We start from the raw sequence: 15,532 nt of genomic DNA on the forward strand, positions 1-15,532 counted from the left end.
CGGATGAAATCGGCGCCCCGTTCAGGCACCTGGAAAATGAAAGCCACGGCCGGAGTCCAGGGTCGGTCAACCGTGATCGGCGTCAGTCGAGATGACGGCCGGATGTTAAGGCAGATTGCCGGCCGGTTGTCGGTCATTCAAGCTATTTAACAAATGTTCGGAATCGCGACGCATTTTCAGGTCGCGCGGGAATATCGCGTCGTGGTAAAAATCGTGCATCCATTTTCTGGCGAACGGCCCCGGCGATCGGGGGCTGCCGCCGAATGGATATCGCTCGCAATCGTATGACGATAACGGGTATTCGACCGCTTCCCGATAATCGGCGTCGCGCGTAAAGGCACACCGGCAGCCGGACCGATCGGAACGACGGACTGACCACTCTCACCACACGCATGAACACGTCCGACCACAACGAGGCCGACCGCCATCAACTCGTCGCGTTCGCGATCGACGACAACACGCAGGCCTGGTACGAAATGGTCATCCCGTTCATCGTCTCGCTGCGCGCGACGGACTACCGGGGGCGCATCGGCGTCATCGGCTACGGGTTGTCCGACGAGAAGCAGCAGCGGCTGCGCGCGAACGGGATCGAGGTGTACGCGGCGGCGGGCGTCGGCGACCTTGCCTGGGACCGCTACATCTCCGCGGCCGCGATCTTCGACGCCGATCCGGCGTTGCAGACGCTCGCGCTCTACGATGCCGACATCTGGTTCCCGGGGCCGCGGTTCGACATCTTCGACGTCGTGCCGCACGACGAGGCCCTTCACGTCGCGCCGGATGCGCACTTCTGCGCGTTCGTGATGACGCCGCTCATCGGCGAACGGCGCGACGCGCTGATCCACCAGTGCGTGCAGGACGTGCTCGAGCGGCTGGGGCAGCCGCTGCAGGCGGGGCTCGTGGTCGGCGGCCGCGAGCCCTGGGCGCGATTCGCGCGGTTTGTCCGCGAACAGGCCGGCAGGATCGGCCAGGATTTCGTGGCGATCTACGGGCTGGACACGACCTTCCTGCATCTGTGGGGCGGCCTCGGCCACGTGCGGCTCGTGGGCTGCGAGCAGAATTTCGTCACGAAATGGGGGCTGCACGAGCGGCACGATTTCGACGCGGTCCGCATCGTGCTCGAGCATCAGGGCAATCCGATCCGTGGCCTGCACATGACGGGCGACGTGCGCTTCCTGAACCACTGGCGCTACCTGGCCCGTCATGCCGAGCATGCGATCGCGCGCGGGCAGGCGTTCGCGCTGGCGCCCGAGGCCGGCAAGCGGGCGCAGCCGGCCGATCCCGGCCTGCTTCAGCCCGAACGCTTCGTCGCGAGCGGGTTGTCGGTGCTGGCCGCGCACGAGGACGTGCTGGCGAACGTGCCGCGCCTGGCCGCGGGGCCGTCGTTCCGCAACCCGCAGGGCCATGCACTGAATGCGTGGGCGGCGCACACGGTCGAATTCGCGGTGACGCGCGACCGGTTGGTGCTGGACATCTGGCTGTCGCATCTGAGCGGCCAGCCTGCGGCGCCGGGCTTGCAACTGGAGCACAACGGCGCGACGGTCGCGCTGCTGGCGCCGCACAAGTTCAGCGTCGCGACGCAGCAGGGCGACCGGGTGGTGCTGCGCGCGCTGACGCTGCCGGGGCAGGCGTGTCATACCGCATGGGATATCGTCGTGCGCCACGCGTGACGGCCCGGCCCGCACGCGCGATCGACCGAAGCGGCGCGCATCGCCGGACGGTCACGCGCGCCCCATGATCCGCGTGCCGAGCGAGATGCCGAGGTTGGACAGCGACGCGTTGGTCGCGAGCTGACGCTTTTCCCAGCCCGCCAGCGCGGCGTCGAACGCGGGGCCGTGCACGACGCCGCGCAGCGCCTCGGCGAGCCCGACCGCATTCTCCGCCGCTTTCGCGACGCCCGCGGCCGTATGCGGCCGCACGAGGCAGGCCGCGTCGCCGAGCAGCACCGCGCGGCCGAACGCCATGCGCTCGACAGAGAGATCGAGGATCGCCTGCGCGAACGGCGCCTGCGTCGCGTCGACGAGCGCGGCGAGCGTGGGCGCCAGCATCCGGCGGCCCGCGTCCACGAGTTCGAGCCGGTTGTCGTCGCGCATCGCGCCGGGCGGCAGCGAACCGTCTCGCTGCGTGCCGTCCTGCGCAAGAAACAGCGATGGCAGGCTCGCCGGTGCGAGCCGCCGGTACCAGACCCAGTTCACGCGCCGCTTGCCCGGTTCGATCGCGCCGTCGCGGCCGGGGACCAGATAGGTGAGGAACAGGTGCGCGTCGCCTTGCTGGAACGTGAAGCGGTCGCGCAGCACGTCGAGCACCGGGGCCGGCAGCAGGTGCTCGTCGACGAGCCCGCGCCACGCGACATAACCCGCATACGCGGGCCGCGCATCGGGCAGCAGTTGCGCGCGCACGTTCGAGCGGCCGCCGTCGGCGCCGACCAGCAGGTCGGCCGGCTCGACGCGGCCGTCCGCGAAGTGCGCGATCACGCGTTCGCCGTCCTGCTCGAAGCGCTCGAACGACACGCCGCCATGCACGACGCCGGCGGGCAGCGCGCGCTTCAGCGCCGTATAGATCACGTTCCACGCGGTCTGCGTCTGCGGCATGTTCATGCGTTGCACGATCCGGTCGTGCGCGTCGAGATAGATCCGGTCGCCGGAATCGACACCCGCGTCGTGCGGCACGGGCACGCCGCCGAACGCGAACGCGCGTTCGATCGGCGTTTGCAGCACGATGCCGCCGCCGCGGCTGTCGAGCTCGTTCGGCGATTGCTCGAAGACCTTGACGCGCCAGCCGGCCGCCCGCAGTGAAGTGGCGGTGAACAGCCCGCCCACCGATCCGCCGATCACGATCGCCAGCGGGCCCGAAACGTCGCTCATGCTGCCAGCCTCCCGATGGTTCGTTGCGCGCGCATCGAATCAGCCTTCCCAGTGCTGCAGGAAGTCGAGCAGCAGCGCGTTCACGCGCTCCGGCTGCTCCTCCTGCGGCAGGTGCCCGCACTGTGCGATCGGCTCGGCGCGCAGGTCCGTCGCCATGCTTTCCCACACGGATTTCATGTCGAACATCTTGCCGACCGCGTAGAAATCCTCGCCCCAGAGCGCCATCGTCGGGCATGCGATCTTGACGTCCGCGTCGACGAGATCCTGCTGCACGTCCTCGGCGTTCGCGCGGTAGTCGGCCAGCGCGCCGCGCACGGCGCCCGGGCGCCGGTACGCGCGCACGTAAGTGTCGAACGCGTCGCCGGAGATCGCGTGCGGGTTGTAGCACCAGTCGGAGAAGAAGTGGCTGAGCCACTCGGCTTCCTTGCCGGCGATCAGCGCCTCGGGCAGATCCGGCACCTGGTGGAACAGGAAGAACCAGTACGCGCGCGCCGTTTGCGCGGTCATGTTCTGCGCGACGATGCGCGTCGGCACGTTGTCCATCACGACGAGCCGGTCGACGCGCTCGGGGAAGTCCTTCGCGAAACGCGTCGCGACGCGCGCACCGCGGTCGTGCCCGACGAGCGCGATGCGGCCGATGCCGAGCGCGTCGAGCAGCCCGGCGACGTCGCGCGCCATGTTGCGCTTGTCGTAACCGGCGGCCGGCTTGTCGGTTTCGCCGTAACCGCGCAGGTCGGGCGCGATCACGCGGTAGCGCTGCGCGAGCGCGGGAATCTGGAAGCGCCACGCGAAGCTGGTCTCGGGGAAGCCGTGCAGCAGCACGACGGCAGGCCCGCTGCCGGCGTCGATGTAGTGCTGGCGGATGCCGTTCGCGGTGACGGTGTGATGGGTGATCGAAGGCATGGAGTGGGTCATGGGGCGATCGCTGTTCGGTTCGGCCCGCGCGAAACCGGCGCGGCCGCAAATGCCTTTCGAGGATAGGCGAATCGTGCGGCGCGCCGGATAAATTGTTCTGAATTCGCGTGATTGCGCGCACGGCCGGAACCGGGCCGCCGGGTCACGGGCCGGTCGTGGCAGGCGGTTCCCGATCCCCGTGTGATTCGCCCGGCCGGTGGCGTCCCGTCGCGTGCGGGCTTGACGAAGACGCGCGAGCGTGAACATGACGGACGACGATTCGACCGTCGTCGTCCGGCATGCCTGCCACCGGTGTCAGCCGCGCCGGCGCCGCCGCGCGGGTGCGTCCGACGTGAGCTGCTTCAGCGCGGCGGGCGTGCCGTGCAGGAACGCGTCGATCAGCCGTTCGATCTCGGTGTCGAGATCGTCGGGCACCGGCAGGCCGTAGACCCACTTGCGCACGCCGAAATAGAAGATGCTCGCGTGCAGGCTCCAGACCAGCTCGACTTCCGCATTGCGCTGGGCCTCGGTGGTGGGTGTCGCGAGGTCGTATTCGTGCCGCAGCTCGCGCAGCACCGGCAGGAACACGCGTTCGCGCAGCCGCGACAGGTAACGCGTGTTGAACCCCTCGCGGCTGAGCCCCGCGAAGATGAACGTGCGGATCCATTCGCGCCGCAGGATGGTTTGCGCATAGTCGCGATAGAACGCGACGAGCCGCTCCTGCAGCGACACCGTGCGGTCGGCGATCAGCTTTTCCCAGTCGGGGTTCCACGTGTAGATCTCGTCGTACACGCGGTCGATCAGCGCTTCCTTGCTCGGGAAGTACCGGTACAGCAGCGGCTGGGTGACGCCGATCTGCCGCGCGAGCTCGCGCGTGCTGCCGGAAAAGCCGTGCGTCGCGAAGTGCTCGATCGCCTTCTCGACGATCTGCCGTTCGCGCGCTTCCGGCGCGAGCCGGCGGCCCGGCGTGACGGCGTTGCCGTCGGCGTCCGTCCCGCGCTCGCGGGCCGGCGTGCTGCGTTTTCTTTCGGTCATGCATCGGCTCCCGATGGTGCGCCTGCGTTAACTATCGATCGAAAAATAGCACGATTGACGCGCCGCATGCCGTGCGCGGCGCGGCTTTCGGCGCGCTGCGGGGCCGGTGCGGGGCGCAATCCGCGTCGTGCCGGCCCGGCTCCCCGGCCACGTGAGCCCGCCGCCGATTCAGAAAAATTCAGGCGGGCGCCATGACATTAAGGTCGGCCTTCACTAGTCTGGCTTCCGAACCGCCGCACGGGCCGGATGCCAGTCGGCAGGCCGGGCCGGTCGGCGCAACCGGAGCGGAACATGCGTTATCAGATCTCGCCGGGGGCCGGCGCCACCATCCAGGAAACCCGGTCATGCCGTCGCAGCCGGTAACCGCGGGCGCCGTGCCCGACCGCGTGCGCGGCGAGGACGTGTTTCTCGCGTCGATCGCGGGATATGTCGACACGCTCGGCTTCGTCGCGCTGTTCGGCCTGTTCACAGCGCACGTCACCGGCAACTTCATCCTGATCGGCTCGGGCCTGGCCGGCGTCGGGCAAGGGCTCGCGATCAAGTGGCTCGCGTTTCCGGCCTTCATCGCGGGGATCGTCGTCGCGCGCGTGCTCGACCACCGGATGCGCCAGCGGGGCCACGGCGTGCGCGCGCGTTCGCTGTATGCGCTGCAGGCCGTGCTGCTGGCCGGGTTCATGCTGGCCGGCGTGATGGCCTCGCCGATCGCCGATGCCGACGCGCCGAGAACGATCCTGTGCGGCCTCCTCGGCGCCGCGGCGATGGGCGTCCAGAACGCGCACGCGCGGCTGACGGCCCGTTCGGTCGTCGCCAACACGGTGATGACGGGCAACGTCACGCAAGCGGTGATCGATGCATTCGACTGGCTGGTGCCGCTCGCCGCGCCGGCCGAACGCGCAGCCGCGCGCGTGCGGCTGCGGCGCACGCTGCCGCCGGTCGCGGGCTTCGCGCTCGGCGCCGGCGCGGGCGCGATGGCTTATCTGTTCGCGGCGTTCTGGGCGCTCGCGCTGCCGCTCGCGGTGCTGTGCTTCCTCGCCTATCAATCCGGTCGGCCCGACGAGCGGCCGACGTCACGCTGAATGCGCGCGCGGCATGTGGCCGCGCGTGCCACTTTCAAGGAGAACCCGATGATCGCACTGAAATTGCAACAGGCATGGCGGCTGACGGCCGCGTCGGCGGCCGTGCTCGGCGCATTGCTGGCAACCGCGCCGGCCCATGCCGACGAGACGCGCCTGCTCGACACGTCGTCCGCGAAGGTGCCGGCCGTCGCGGTCGGCCCGCAGTACGACACGACGCACGTGTGCGTCGCGCCGGAAGATTTCGACCGCTTCACCGACAGCTTCGTCGCGACGTTCGGCGGCAAGAAATCGCAGCAGGGCGTGTTCCAGGTCACGCCGACGCCGAGCCAGACGATGTCGCAGCTCGTGTTCACGCCGGCCGGCACGATCTCGGTGTTCGGCTTCAAGACGCCGATCCCTTATCCGTTCTGCCAGGAGCGCACCGGTTACCTCGTCACCGACATGGACGTCGCGATGAAATCGGCGCGTGCGCACGGCGCGGACGTGGTCGTCGACACGTTCCCCGACCCGATCGGCCGCGACGCGATCATCCGCTGGCCGGGCGGCGTGAACATGCAGCTCTACTGGCACACGCAGGCGCCGAAATACGACCCGCTGCAGACGGTGCCGGAAAACCGCGTGTACGTGTCGCCGGAAAGCGCGAGCAAGCTGGTGCACGACTTCGTCGCGTTCTCGCGCGGCAAGGTGGTGTCCGACGTGCGCAAGGCGCCGGGCATCGAGATCGGCCGGCCGAACGATACGTATCGCCGCATCCGCATCGAATCGGGTTTCGGCAAGATGACCGTGCTCGCCACCGACGGCCATCTGCCTTACCCGTTCGGCCGCGAGATGACGGGCTACGAAGTGCCGGACCTGGCCGCGACGCTGAAGCAGGCGCAGGCCGCGGGCGTGACCGTGCTGGTGCCGACGTTCACGTCGGACGGGCGCGACGCGGCGCTCGTGCAGTTCCCGGGCGGCTACGTCGCCGAAATCCACGCGCGGTCGAAGTGATGGAGCGCGGGTCGATGGGGCGGGCATGGCGGCGCGTGCTGCCGGCCGCCGTGCTGGCCGGCGGCGTCGCGGGTTATGCGGGTACGGCTGCCGGGGCCGAGGATGCCGCTTCGGCGGCTTCGACAGCTTCGCCGGCCACGGCCGCCGGCACGACGTGTACCGCGAAGCGGCCCACGGTGTTGTTCAACCGCTGGCAGGAAGACTGGTCGGTGCTCGCGAACCCGTGCGTGCCGCGCCAGCCGGGCGATGCGCTGAAGTACATCCCGCTCGGCGGCGACCCGTCGACCTACCTGTCGCTCGGCGCGAACCTGCGCGAGCGCTTCGAGCTGAACAACGCGCCGCTGTTCGGGCTCGGCGCTGCGCACGACGACAACTACGTGATCCAGCGTGCGACGGTGCATGCGGACCTGCGTTACGCCGGGCATGTCCAGGCGTTCGTCCAGTTCGTCGATGCGCGGCCGTTCGGCAAGGACACGGTGTCGCCCGTCGACAAGGATCAGCTCGACATCGAGCAGGCGTTCGTCGCGTATGTCGACCAGATCGGCGGCGGCACGTTCAAGGCGCGGATCGGCCGGCAGGAGATGGCATATGACCTGCAGCGGTTCGTGTCGGTGCGCGACGGCCCGAACGTGCGCCAGGCGTTCGACGCGCTGTGGGCGGATTACGAAATCGGCAAGTGGCGGCTGATCGGCTATGTGACGCGCCCGGTGCAGTATCGCAACGACGCGTCGTTCGACGACGTGTCGAACCGGCACCTGCGGTTCGACGGCGTGCGTGTCGAGCGCACCAACACGGGCCCCGGCGACCTGTCGGCGTACTGGTCGCGTTATACGCGCGACAACGCGCGCTACATCGCGGGGGCCGGCACCGAGCGGCGCGACGTGTTCGACATGCGCTACGCGGGCAAGTCCAGCGGGTTCGACTGGGACGTCGAGGCGATGCTCCAGACCGGGCACATCGGCCAGGACACGATCGGCGCGTGGGCATTCGGCGCGCTGGGCGGCTACACGTTCGCGAAGACGCCGGGTACGCCGCGCGTCGGCATCCAGGTCGACGGCGCATCGGGCGACAAGCATCCCGGCGACGGACGCATGGGCACCTTCAACCCGCTGTTCCCGAACGGCTATTACTTCACGCTCGCGGGCTACACCGGCTACAGCAACCTGATTCACGTGAAGCCGTCGCTGACGTTCAAGCCGTCGAGCAGCGTGACGGTGCTGACCGCAGTCGGTTTCCAGTGGCGCGAGACGACGGCCGACGCGATCTACGGGCAGGGGATGTCGGCGGTGCCCGGCACCGCAGGCAAGGGCGGTTCGTACACGGGGATGTATGCGCAGGCCCGCGTGGACTGGCTCGTCAATCCGAACATGGCGCTGGCCGTCGAGGCCGTGCACTTCCAGATCGCCGATTCGATCCGCGCGCTCGGCGCGCGTAATGCCGACTACGTAGGCGTCGAAGCGAAGTTCGGCTGGTAGCGCGGCGCCGCGCGCCGCGCGGCACGCCGCCGGACGGCTCAGTGCGCCGCGCGCACCAGCGTTTCGACGAAATCGATGAACGCGGTCACGCGTTTCGAGCCGCGCTGGGTCGGCAGGTAGAGCGCGGTGACGACCGAGCGGGCCGTGCCGGGCGTCACGTCGTATTGCTCGAAGAGGCGGCGCAGGCGGCCCGACTGGACGTCGGCCTCGACCAGCCAGTCGGGCAGCAGCGCGATGCCGGCGCCGTCGAGCGCCGCATCGCGAAGCACTTCGCTGTGGTTCGATTTCAGGCGCCCGGCAACGCGCACCTGCGCCGTGCCGTGCGCGTCGACGAACGACCACGCCTGCTGGTCGCCGCCGAAGTGAAAGCGCAGGCACGCGTGATCGACGAGTTCGCCCGGCGCGGCCGGTGTGCCGTGCGCGGCGAGGTAGTCGTGGCTCGCGACGACGTAGCGCTGGAACGTGCCGAGCGTTCGCGCGACGACTTCGGCGGACGGCGCCGCTTCGCCGAGCCGGATCGCGACGTCGATGCGGCTCGCGACGAGATCGACGCGTTCGTCGGTGAGCTGCAGGTCGAGGTCGAGTTTCGGATGGCGCGCGAGGAACGCCGCGACGTGCGGCGCGATGCGGCGCACGCCGTACGCGACCGGCACCGACACGCGCAGCGGCCCGGACGGCTCGTCGCCGCGATCGGACACCAGCGCGTCGGCTTCCGCGAGTTCCTCGAGCAGCTGCTTCGCGCGCGCGTAGTACATGGCGCCCGCATCGGAGAGCGTGACCTGGCGCGTCGTGCGGTTCAGCAGCACGGTGCCGAGCGACGCCTCGAGCGCATCCACCGCGCGTACCACCGACGATGCCGCGAGGTCGAGGCGGCGCCCCGCGCTCGAGAAACCGCCGGCTTCCGCTACTTCGACGAACGCGCGCAGCGCGGAGAATTTGTCCATGTCGTGCTCTTCGAGTCTTCGTGCCTTTGTGCAGGCCGCAACGATGCATTGCGTGCCGTTCGCATTCTAACGTCGCCGCGCAAGCGTTATCTTCCGGACTGCAATGTACAGGAGATGACGATGAAACCCGTCGAAGTAACCGTGACCTACGACCTGATCTGCCCGTGGTGCTGGATCGCGGAGCACCGGCTCGCGGAGGCGATCGAGGCAGCCGGCCTGGCCGGCGCCGTGAACGTGCGGTTCGTGCCGTTCGAGCTGAACCCGACGATGCCGGCCGGCGGCATCGACCGCAAGGCGTACCGGAGCGCGAAGTTCGGCAGCTGGGCGCGTTCGCAGGCGCTCGATGCGCACGTGGCCGACGCCGGCCGCGCGGCGGGCCTCGTGTTCGACCACGCACGGATCGCGCGCACGCCGAACACGCGGCTCGCGCACCGGCTCGTCTGGTTCGCGCAGCAGCACGGCAGCGCGGTCGCGCTCGTCGATGCGCTGTTTGCCGCGTATTTCCGCGACGGCCGCGATATCGGCGATGCGGACGTGCTGGTCGAGGTCGCGGCCGGCGCCGGCCTGGTTGGCGATGCGGTGCGTGCCTTCCTCGCATCCGGCGAAGGGCTCGACGCGGTGGTCGCGCTCGAGGAGGCGGCGGTGCGCGACGGCATCACGTCGGTGCCGTCGACGCGCATCGGTACGACGGTCGTCAGCGGCGCGCAGCCGGCCGACGTGTTTCGCGCCGCGTTGCTCGACGCGCAGCGCGTGCGGGATCGGGCCGCGTAAGCCGCGCCGGCTTTCAGAACGATTCATGTCGTGCTCAGGATTATTGCGAAACCGGCCGGTAAGCTCGGTGTCGCGCGCCTGACCGGCCGGGCCGGCAACGCGCGCGATATCTCGATACGCAACCGGGGAGCGGACATGAGGAACCTGAACTGGCGTACCGGCGGCATGCTGGTCATCGCATGGTGCTTCGGCATCCTCGCATCGGCCGCGTGTGCCGCCGAACCGGGCGGTGCGGATCAGGCGCCCGGCTTCTATCGGCAGCAGCTCGGCGGCCTGCGGATCGTCGCGCTGTCCGACGGCACGCATCCGTTTCCGGTCGATACGGTGTTCCGCGACATCTCGAAGGACGACATCCGGCGCGATCTCGACCGCGCGTTTCTCGAACCGCCCGTGCAGGGCTCGATCAACGCGTTCCTGGTCGATACCGGCACGAAGCGGATCCTCGTCGATTCGGGGGCCGGCGTGCTGTACGGCGATTGCTGCGGCAAGCTGCTCGCGAACCTGCGTGCGGCCGGTTATGCGCCGGAGCAGATCGACGAGGTGCTGCTCACCCACCTGCACAAGGATCATGTCGGCGGCATCGTGACGAACGGCAGGATGACCTTCCCGAACGCGGTGGTGCGCGTGAACGAGATCGAAGCGAACTACTGGCTCGATCCGGACAACAAGGCACAGGCGCCGGCGTTCCTCGCGTCGTTCTTCGATGCGGCTGCCGCGTCGGTCGCGCCGTACGTGGCGGCGGGCCGCTTCAAGACGTTTCGCGGCGAAGCGACGCTCGCGCCCGGCATTCGCGCGGTGCCGATGCCAGGCCATACGCCGGGCCATACCGCGTACCTGATCGAGAGCGGCGACGCCGGGCTGCTCGCGTGGGGCGACATCGTGCACGTCGCGGCGATCCAGCTGCAGGACCCGGACGCGACGGTCCAGTACGACAGCGATGCGGACGCGGCGCGGCGCACCCGGCGCGATACGCTGAAGCGCGTCGCGGACCAGCGTTACCTCGTCGGCGCCGCGCACATCGCGTTTCCCGGGCTCGGGCATTTGCGCAGGGACGGGGAGCAGTACGACTGGGTGCCGGTCAATTACGACGCGACGCCGCTGCGGTGAGCGACGGGCGATGCGCGCCGTGAGGTGCCGTGATGCGCGCGTAGCGGTGGCACGCGGCGCGGGGCCGCGTCAGCGCGTCAGTTCGCGCCGCCAGGCGCCGGGCGGATGGCCGACGATGCGCGCGAACACGCGGTTCAGGTGGCTCTGGTCCGCGAAGCCGCAGGCGGCCGCGATTTCCGCGAGCGACATGTCGGTCGTCTCGATCAGTTGCCGCGCGCGGATCACGCGCTGTTCGAGCAGCCATTGATGCGGCGTGCGCCCCGTCGTGCGCGAGAACGCACGAATGAAATAGCCGCGCGACAGATCGCATTCGCGCGCCACTTCCTCGATCGACACGCCGAGATCGGCCTTCTCCATCAGCAGCTCTTTCGCGAGCGCCGCCTTCGCCGGCGACAGCAGGCCCTTGTGCCGCAGGTCGCGCGCGTCCGCGTTGCCGTACTGGCGCGCGAGATGCGTGCCGATCGCGAGCCCCATCTGCTCGACGAACAGCGCGTTCAGTACGCCGGGCTCGTCGAGGCTGTCGGCCACCGCGTGCGCGAGATGGCCCAGCACCTCGTCCTGTACGTCGGGCGCGCAGGTCAGGCCGCCGATTTCGGTGCCGTCGTGCTCGCGGCCGAGGCCGTCGAGATACGCGTGCGACAGCTCGACCAGCAGGAAGTCGAACTTGCCGTACAGGTCGGCACGAAAATTCCGGGAGAAGTCGCGAATGTAGATCGAGTTGTGCTGGAACCGCCGCTCGGAGCGGGATTGGCCGGTTCCGCCGTAGATCGTGCGCCGATGCCCGTCGTTGAGCGACACGCCGATCAGGAAGCCGCGATCGCTGGCCGACATCTCGATGCGCTCGAAGTGCTCGTCGCGCATGCATTTGCGATGGAGCGTGAGCCCACCGACCGAGCGTTCGATGTCCTTGGACAGCAGGCTCGACAGGCAGCCGAGCGTGTCTTTCGGCCGTGCGGCCGGGGGCGCGGCGAGGGAATCTGGCATGGCGGAACAATCCTTCGTTGGGGGGCGGCGCGCGAACATATTTACGCGAAGTTTAAACGGTGCACTCACCCGGCCCAAGTTAACTTGAATAAATGTCCACTTGCTGACGAAATGCTTGCCAGCGGCCCGGCCCGCACCGCGCGGGCCTCGACGGGCACGCGAGCGCGCTGCCATGGCCAACGCGGGGCCGATGTCACCCCATTTTCATTCGGCGCGGCCCCCGCCCGCGGGCGCGCCGGTGGGCGGGAGGCCAGCGCATTTTCCTTCAAGATTTTTGTTAATTCGGTGTTTACACTCAGTCCACATTTTGAGACTTTGCGCCCGGCCGGCAGCGCTGCACGGGTGTGCATTCCCGCCCTGGTGAACGGCCGTGTTCACACGGCGGTCATCGTGGGGAACCTGGAGGCGGCCATGATCCAGATCGGGACGTTGTCGGTGGATTTCGAGCAGCGGGACATTCGCCACCACGGCGCGTCGCTGCGTATCGGCGCACGCGCGCTTGACATACTTGAAGTGCTGCATCGTGCCAACGGTTCCGTCGTGTCGAAGGACGACATCATGGATGCCGTGTGGCCGGGCCTGATCGTCGAGGAAAACCGGCTGCAGGTTCACGTCGCGACGCTGCGCAAGGCGCTGGGCGCGGACCGCGACCTGATCAAGACGGTGCCGGGCCGCGGTTACCTGCTGGTCGCGCCGCCCGCCGTCGCGCACGAGCCCGCGCCGCGCGCGGCCGCGTTGCCGGCCGACCCCGTCGCGGCGGGCCGCCCGGTTTCGCTAGTCGGGCGTCAGGCGGAGATCGGGCAGATCGTCGACATGATCGAGCGCGCACCGGTCGTCACGCTCGTCGGGGCGGGCGGCATCGGCAAGACGAGCCTGGCCGGCCGCGTCGCCCACGAGCTGCGCGAGCGCTCCGGCGAACGCGTGCTGTTCGTCGCGCTCGCGAGCGCCGCGACGCGCGACGACGTGCTGCTCGCGATCGCCGCGGAACTCGGCCTCGAGACCGTCGGCGTGCCGGGCATCGCCCCGATCGCCGGCGCGTTCGCCGCGTCGCCGGCCCTGCTCGTGCTCGACAACGCGGAACACGTCGTCGATCTGGTGGCCGATCTCGTCGATACGCTGACGTCGCGCGCGCCGTCGCTGCGCGTGCTCGCGACGAGCCGCGAACCCCTGCATATCTCGGCCGAAGCCGTGTTTCGCGTGAGCCCGCTGGCGGTGCCGGACAGCGACGCGCCGCTCGACGAGATCGTGCGTCATTCGGCCGTCGAGCTGTTCCTCGCGCGGATCCGCGCCGCCACGCCCGACTGCGCGGTCGATGCGGCCGGCATCCGGCTGATCGGCGACATCTGCCGGCGCCTGGACGGGCTGCCGCTCGCGATCGAGCTGGCTGCCGCACGCGTCGCGACGCTCGGGCTCGAGGCCGTCGCCGCGCGTCTGGACGACCGGCTGAACCTGCTGACCGGCGGGCTGCGCTCGGCGCTGCCGCGCCACCAGACGTTGCGGGCGACGTTCGACTGGAGCTACGTGCTGCTGGATGCGGCCGCGCGCGCGCTGTTTCGCCGCATGGCGTGCTTCATCGGGCCGTTCACGTTCGATGCCGCGCGCGAGGTCGCGATGGATCCCGGGATGTCGGCCGCCGAGACGATCGCGGTGCTCGGCGAACTGGTCGCGAAGTCGCTGGTGACCGTCGAGTTCCACGGCGCGCACGCGCGTTACCGGTTGACGGAATCGACGCGCGCGTACGCGCTCGAAAAACTGCGCAACGAAGGCGAATTCGACCTCGTCGCCGAGCGTCATGCGTGCTACGAACGCGAGCACGGGGAGGCGCGGATGCAGGCGCTGACGCCGGCCGCCGATCTCGCGAGCCCGCGTGTCGCCGCGGACGCACCGGCGCCGGCGCCGCACGAGCCCGTCGCGGTCGAGCCGCGCGGGCACGAAGCGGACGCACTGGCGCTCGCGTTGCTGGAACCGGCGCGGATGCGCGAATGCGCGCAACCGGCGCGGCGGGCGCTCGACGCGATCGAGGCCGGCGGAACCGGCGATGCCGGCAGCATCGACGCGGCACGCGAGCTGCGCTTGCGCGCGGCCTACGCGACGGCGCTGCTGCATACCGACGGCGATACGCACGCGGCGGCCGCGATGTGGGACCGGACGCTCGTGCTCGCGGGCCGGATCGGCGACGAGGCGTTCGACGCGTGCGCGCTGGTCGGGCTGTGGAACACGATGCTGACGCGCTCCGACATCCACGAATCGCTGCGCTACGCGACGCGTTTCGAGCGCGCGGCCGAACGGCGCGGCGACCGGCCGCAGCGGCTGCTGGCGAACGCGATGGTCGCGACGTCGCTGCATTACTTCGGCGAACACGCGCAGGCCCGCGAGCGGCTGGAGGCCGCGACCGCCGGGCTGGACGTGGCCGGTGAGCCGTCCTGCGCGGAAGCCGCGCTCGGGGTCGACGTCGCGACGCTCGGCCGCACGATGCTGATGCGGCTCGTCTGGATGCAGGGCGATCCGGAATACGCGATGCGGCTGGCCGCGCAGGCGGTCGAATCCGCGCGCCGCACCGGGTCGGGGCTGGCGCTGTGCGTCGTGCTCGGCGCCGCGGCCGTGCCGATCGCGCTGCGCTACGGCGATCACGACGTGATTTCCGACTATCTCGGCACGCTGCGCTCGACCGCGGAGGCGAACGGGTTCGACATCTGGCTCAGCCATGCGGAAGGCCTCGCCGGGCAGTTCGACATGCAGGCCGGGCATCCCGGCGCCGGTCTCGCGCGGCTGGAACCCGCGCTGCGGCGCATCGAGGCGAGCGGGTTCCGGCGCCTGCTCGCGCCGCTGGTCGTCGCGTACGCGGAAGGGCTGACGCGCACCGGCCGCGCGGCCGAGGCATGCGCGAAACTCGATGCGACGCTCGCGCGCTGCCGCGCGCACGGCGAGCACCTGTTCGTGCCGGAACTGCTGCGCGTCCGGGGGCTCGCGATGCTCGAGCAGGCCCGCACCGCGGAGCCGGATGCCGCGCTCGCGTACGAAGTCGAAGGGCACCGGCATCTGCTGACCGGGATCCATACCGCGAACGGGCAGGGCGCCGCGATGTGGGCGCTGCGCGGCACGCTCGATCTCGCCGATCACCTGATCGAGCGCGGGCGGACGGGCCAGGCATCGTCGCTGGTGGCGAACCTGTCGGGGCATTTCGATCCGCAATCGCGCGCGTTCGACGTGCGCCGGCTCGCGCGCCTGCAGAACTTCGTGCGCCCGGAGCCGGCACTGCCGGCGGGCCGGTCGCGCATGCGGCACGAGGCGGCGGATGCGATGCAGCAGGTGGCGTAACGGCATGCCCGGTTCGCGCAGGACGACACCGCGCCATCGCGCCGCGGCCCGTCGGTCCGATCGTTCAATGTTCAAGG

General features: G+C 69.8%; 12 protein-coding genes. 7 read left to right on the top strand and 5 right to left on the bottom strand.

From position 1 onward, the window contains the following. Nucleotides 1-392: 392 nt before the first annotated feature. Nucleotides 393-1,667, top strand: a complete 1,275-nt coding sequence (locus L810_RS09855; protein ID WP_021158244.1) for a hypothetical protein — start codon at nt 393-395, stop codon at nt 1,665-1,667. A gap of 51 nt (nt 1,668-1,718) precedes the next feature. Here L810_RS09855 and L810_RS09860 read toward each other — a convergent pair whose 3' ends face one another. The 3 genes from L810_RS09860 to L810_RS09870 all read right to left on the bottom strand — a co-directional run bounded on the left by L810_RS09860 (nt 1,719) and on the right by L810_RS09870 (nt 4,790). Beyond that, nucleotides 1,719-2,861, bottom strand: a complete 1,143-nt coding sequence (locus tag L810_RS09860) for an FAD binding domain-containing protein (protein ID WP_021158245.1) — start codon at nt 2,859-2,861, stop codon at nt 1,719-1,721. Nucleotides 2,862-2,900: 39 nt separating this feature from the next. Further along, nucleotides 2,901-3,776, bottom strand: a complete 876-nt coding sequence (locus tag L810_RS09865; RefSeq protein WP_042973926.1) for an alpha/beta fold hydrolase — start codon at nt 3,774-3,776, stop codon at nt 2,901-2,903. 294 nt (nt 3,777-4,070) lie between these two features. Further along, a complete protein-coding gene (locus L810_RS09870) occupies nt 4,071-4,790 on the bottom strand; it encodes a TetR/AcrR family transcriptional regulator (RefSeq protein WP_021158247.1) in 720 nt (239 codons plus the stop codon). Nucleotides 4,791-5,134: 344 nt separating this feature from the next. Here L810_RS09870 and L810_RS09875 point away from each other — a divergent pair, with 344 nt between their 5' ends. From L810_RS09875 to L810_RS09885, 3 genes are read left to right on the top strand one after another with little or no spacing between them, the layout of a single operon-like run. After that, the gene (locus L810_RS09875) at nt 5,135-5,866 is read left to right on the top strand and encodes a YoaK family protein (RefSeq protein WP_021158248.1); all 732 of its coding nucleotides are present in this window, start codon (nt 5,135-5,137) and stop codon (nt 5,864-5,866) included. Between the two features lie 48 nt (nt 5,867-5,914). After that, complete coding sequence (locus tag L810_RS09880; RefSeq protein ID WP_021158249.1) at nt 5,915-6,856, top strand: hypothetical protein; 942 nt, start codon at nt 5,915-5,917, stop codon at nt 6,854-6,856. A 14-nt stretch (nt 6,857-6,870) separates the two neighbouring features. Further along, nucleotides 6,871-8,331: an alginate export family protein gene (locus L810_RS09885; RefSeq protein ID WP_021158250.1), complete on the top strand. Its 1,461-nt coding sequence runs from the start codon at nt 6,871-6,873 to the stop codon at nt 8,329-8,331. A 38-nt stretch (nt 8,332-8,369) separates the two neighbouring features. Here the strand turns inward: L810_RS09885 and L810_RS09890 are convergent, their stop codons facing one another. Beyond that, a complete protein-coding gene (locus tag L810_RS09890) occupies nt 8,370-9,275 on the bottom strand; it encodes a LysR family transcriptional regulator (protein WP_021158251.1) in 906 nt (301 codons plus the stop codon). Between the two features lie 120 nt (nt 9,276-9,395). Here L810_RS09890 and L810_RS09895 point away from each other — a divergent pair, with 120 nt between their 5' ends. Together L810_RS09895 and L810_RS09900 are read left to right on the top strand one after the other, a co-directional pair. Next, on the top strand, nt 9,396-10,046 hold the full coding sequence (locus tag L810_RS09895; RefSeq protein ID WP_021158252.1) for a DsbA family oxidoreductase: 651 nt from the start codon (nt 9,396-9,398) through the stop codon (nt 10,044-10,046). Nucleotides 10,047-10,181: 135 nt separating this feature from the next. Beyond that, nucleotides 10,182-11,153: an MBL fold metallo-hydrolase gene (locus L810_RS09900; protein WP_372585848.1), complete on the top strand. Its 972-nt coding sequence runs from the start codon at nt 10,182-10,184 to the stop codon at nt 11,151-11,153. 69 nt (nt 11,154-11,222) lie between these two features. On the opposite strand, the gene L810_RS09905 is transcribed toward L810_RS09900, so the two are convergent. Further along, nucleotides 11,223-12,137 carry a helix-turn-helix domain-containing protein gene (locus tag L810_RS09905; RefSeq protein WP_021158254.1) on the bottom strand — a complete coding sequence of 305 codons (915 nt, stop codon included), beginning with the start codon at nt 12,135-12,137 and terminating at the stop codon, nt 11,223-11,225. Between the two features lie 411 nt (nt 12,138-12,548). Between L810_RS09905 and L810_RS09910 the strand changes: the two genes are divergently transcribed. Then, entirely contained in the window at nt 12,549-15,455 is a 2,907-nt protein-coding gene (locus L810_RS09910; RefSeq protein ID WP_021158255.1) for an ATP-binding protein, read from the top strand. Nucleotides 15,456-15,532: the final 77 nt, after the last annotated feature.

Source organism: Burkholderia sp. AU4i (genome assembly GCF_000466765.1).
GTDB lineage: Bacteria > Pseudomonadota > Gammaproteobacteria > Burkholderiales > Burkholderiaceae > Burkholderia > Burkholderia cepacia.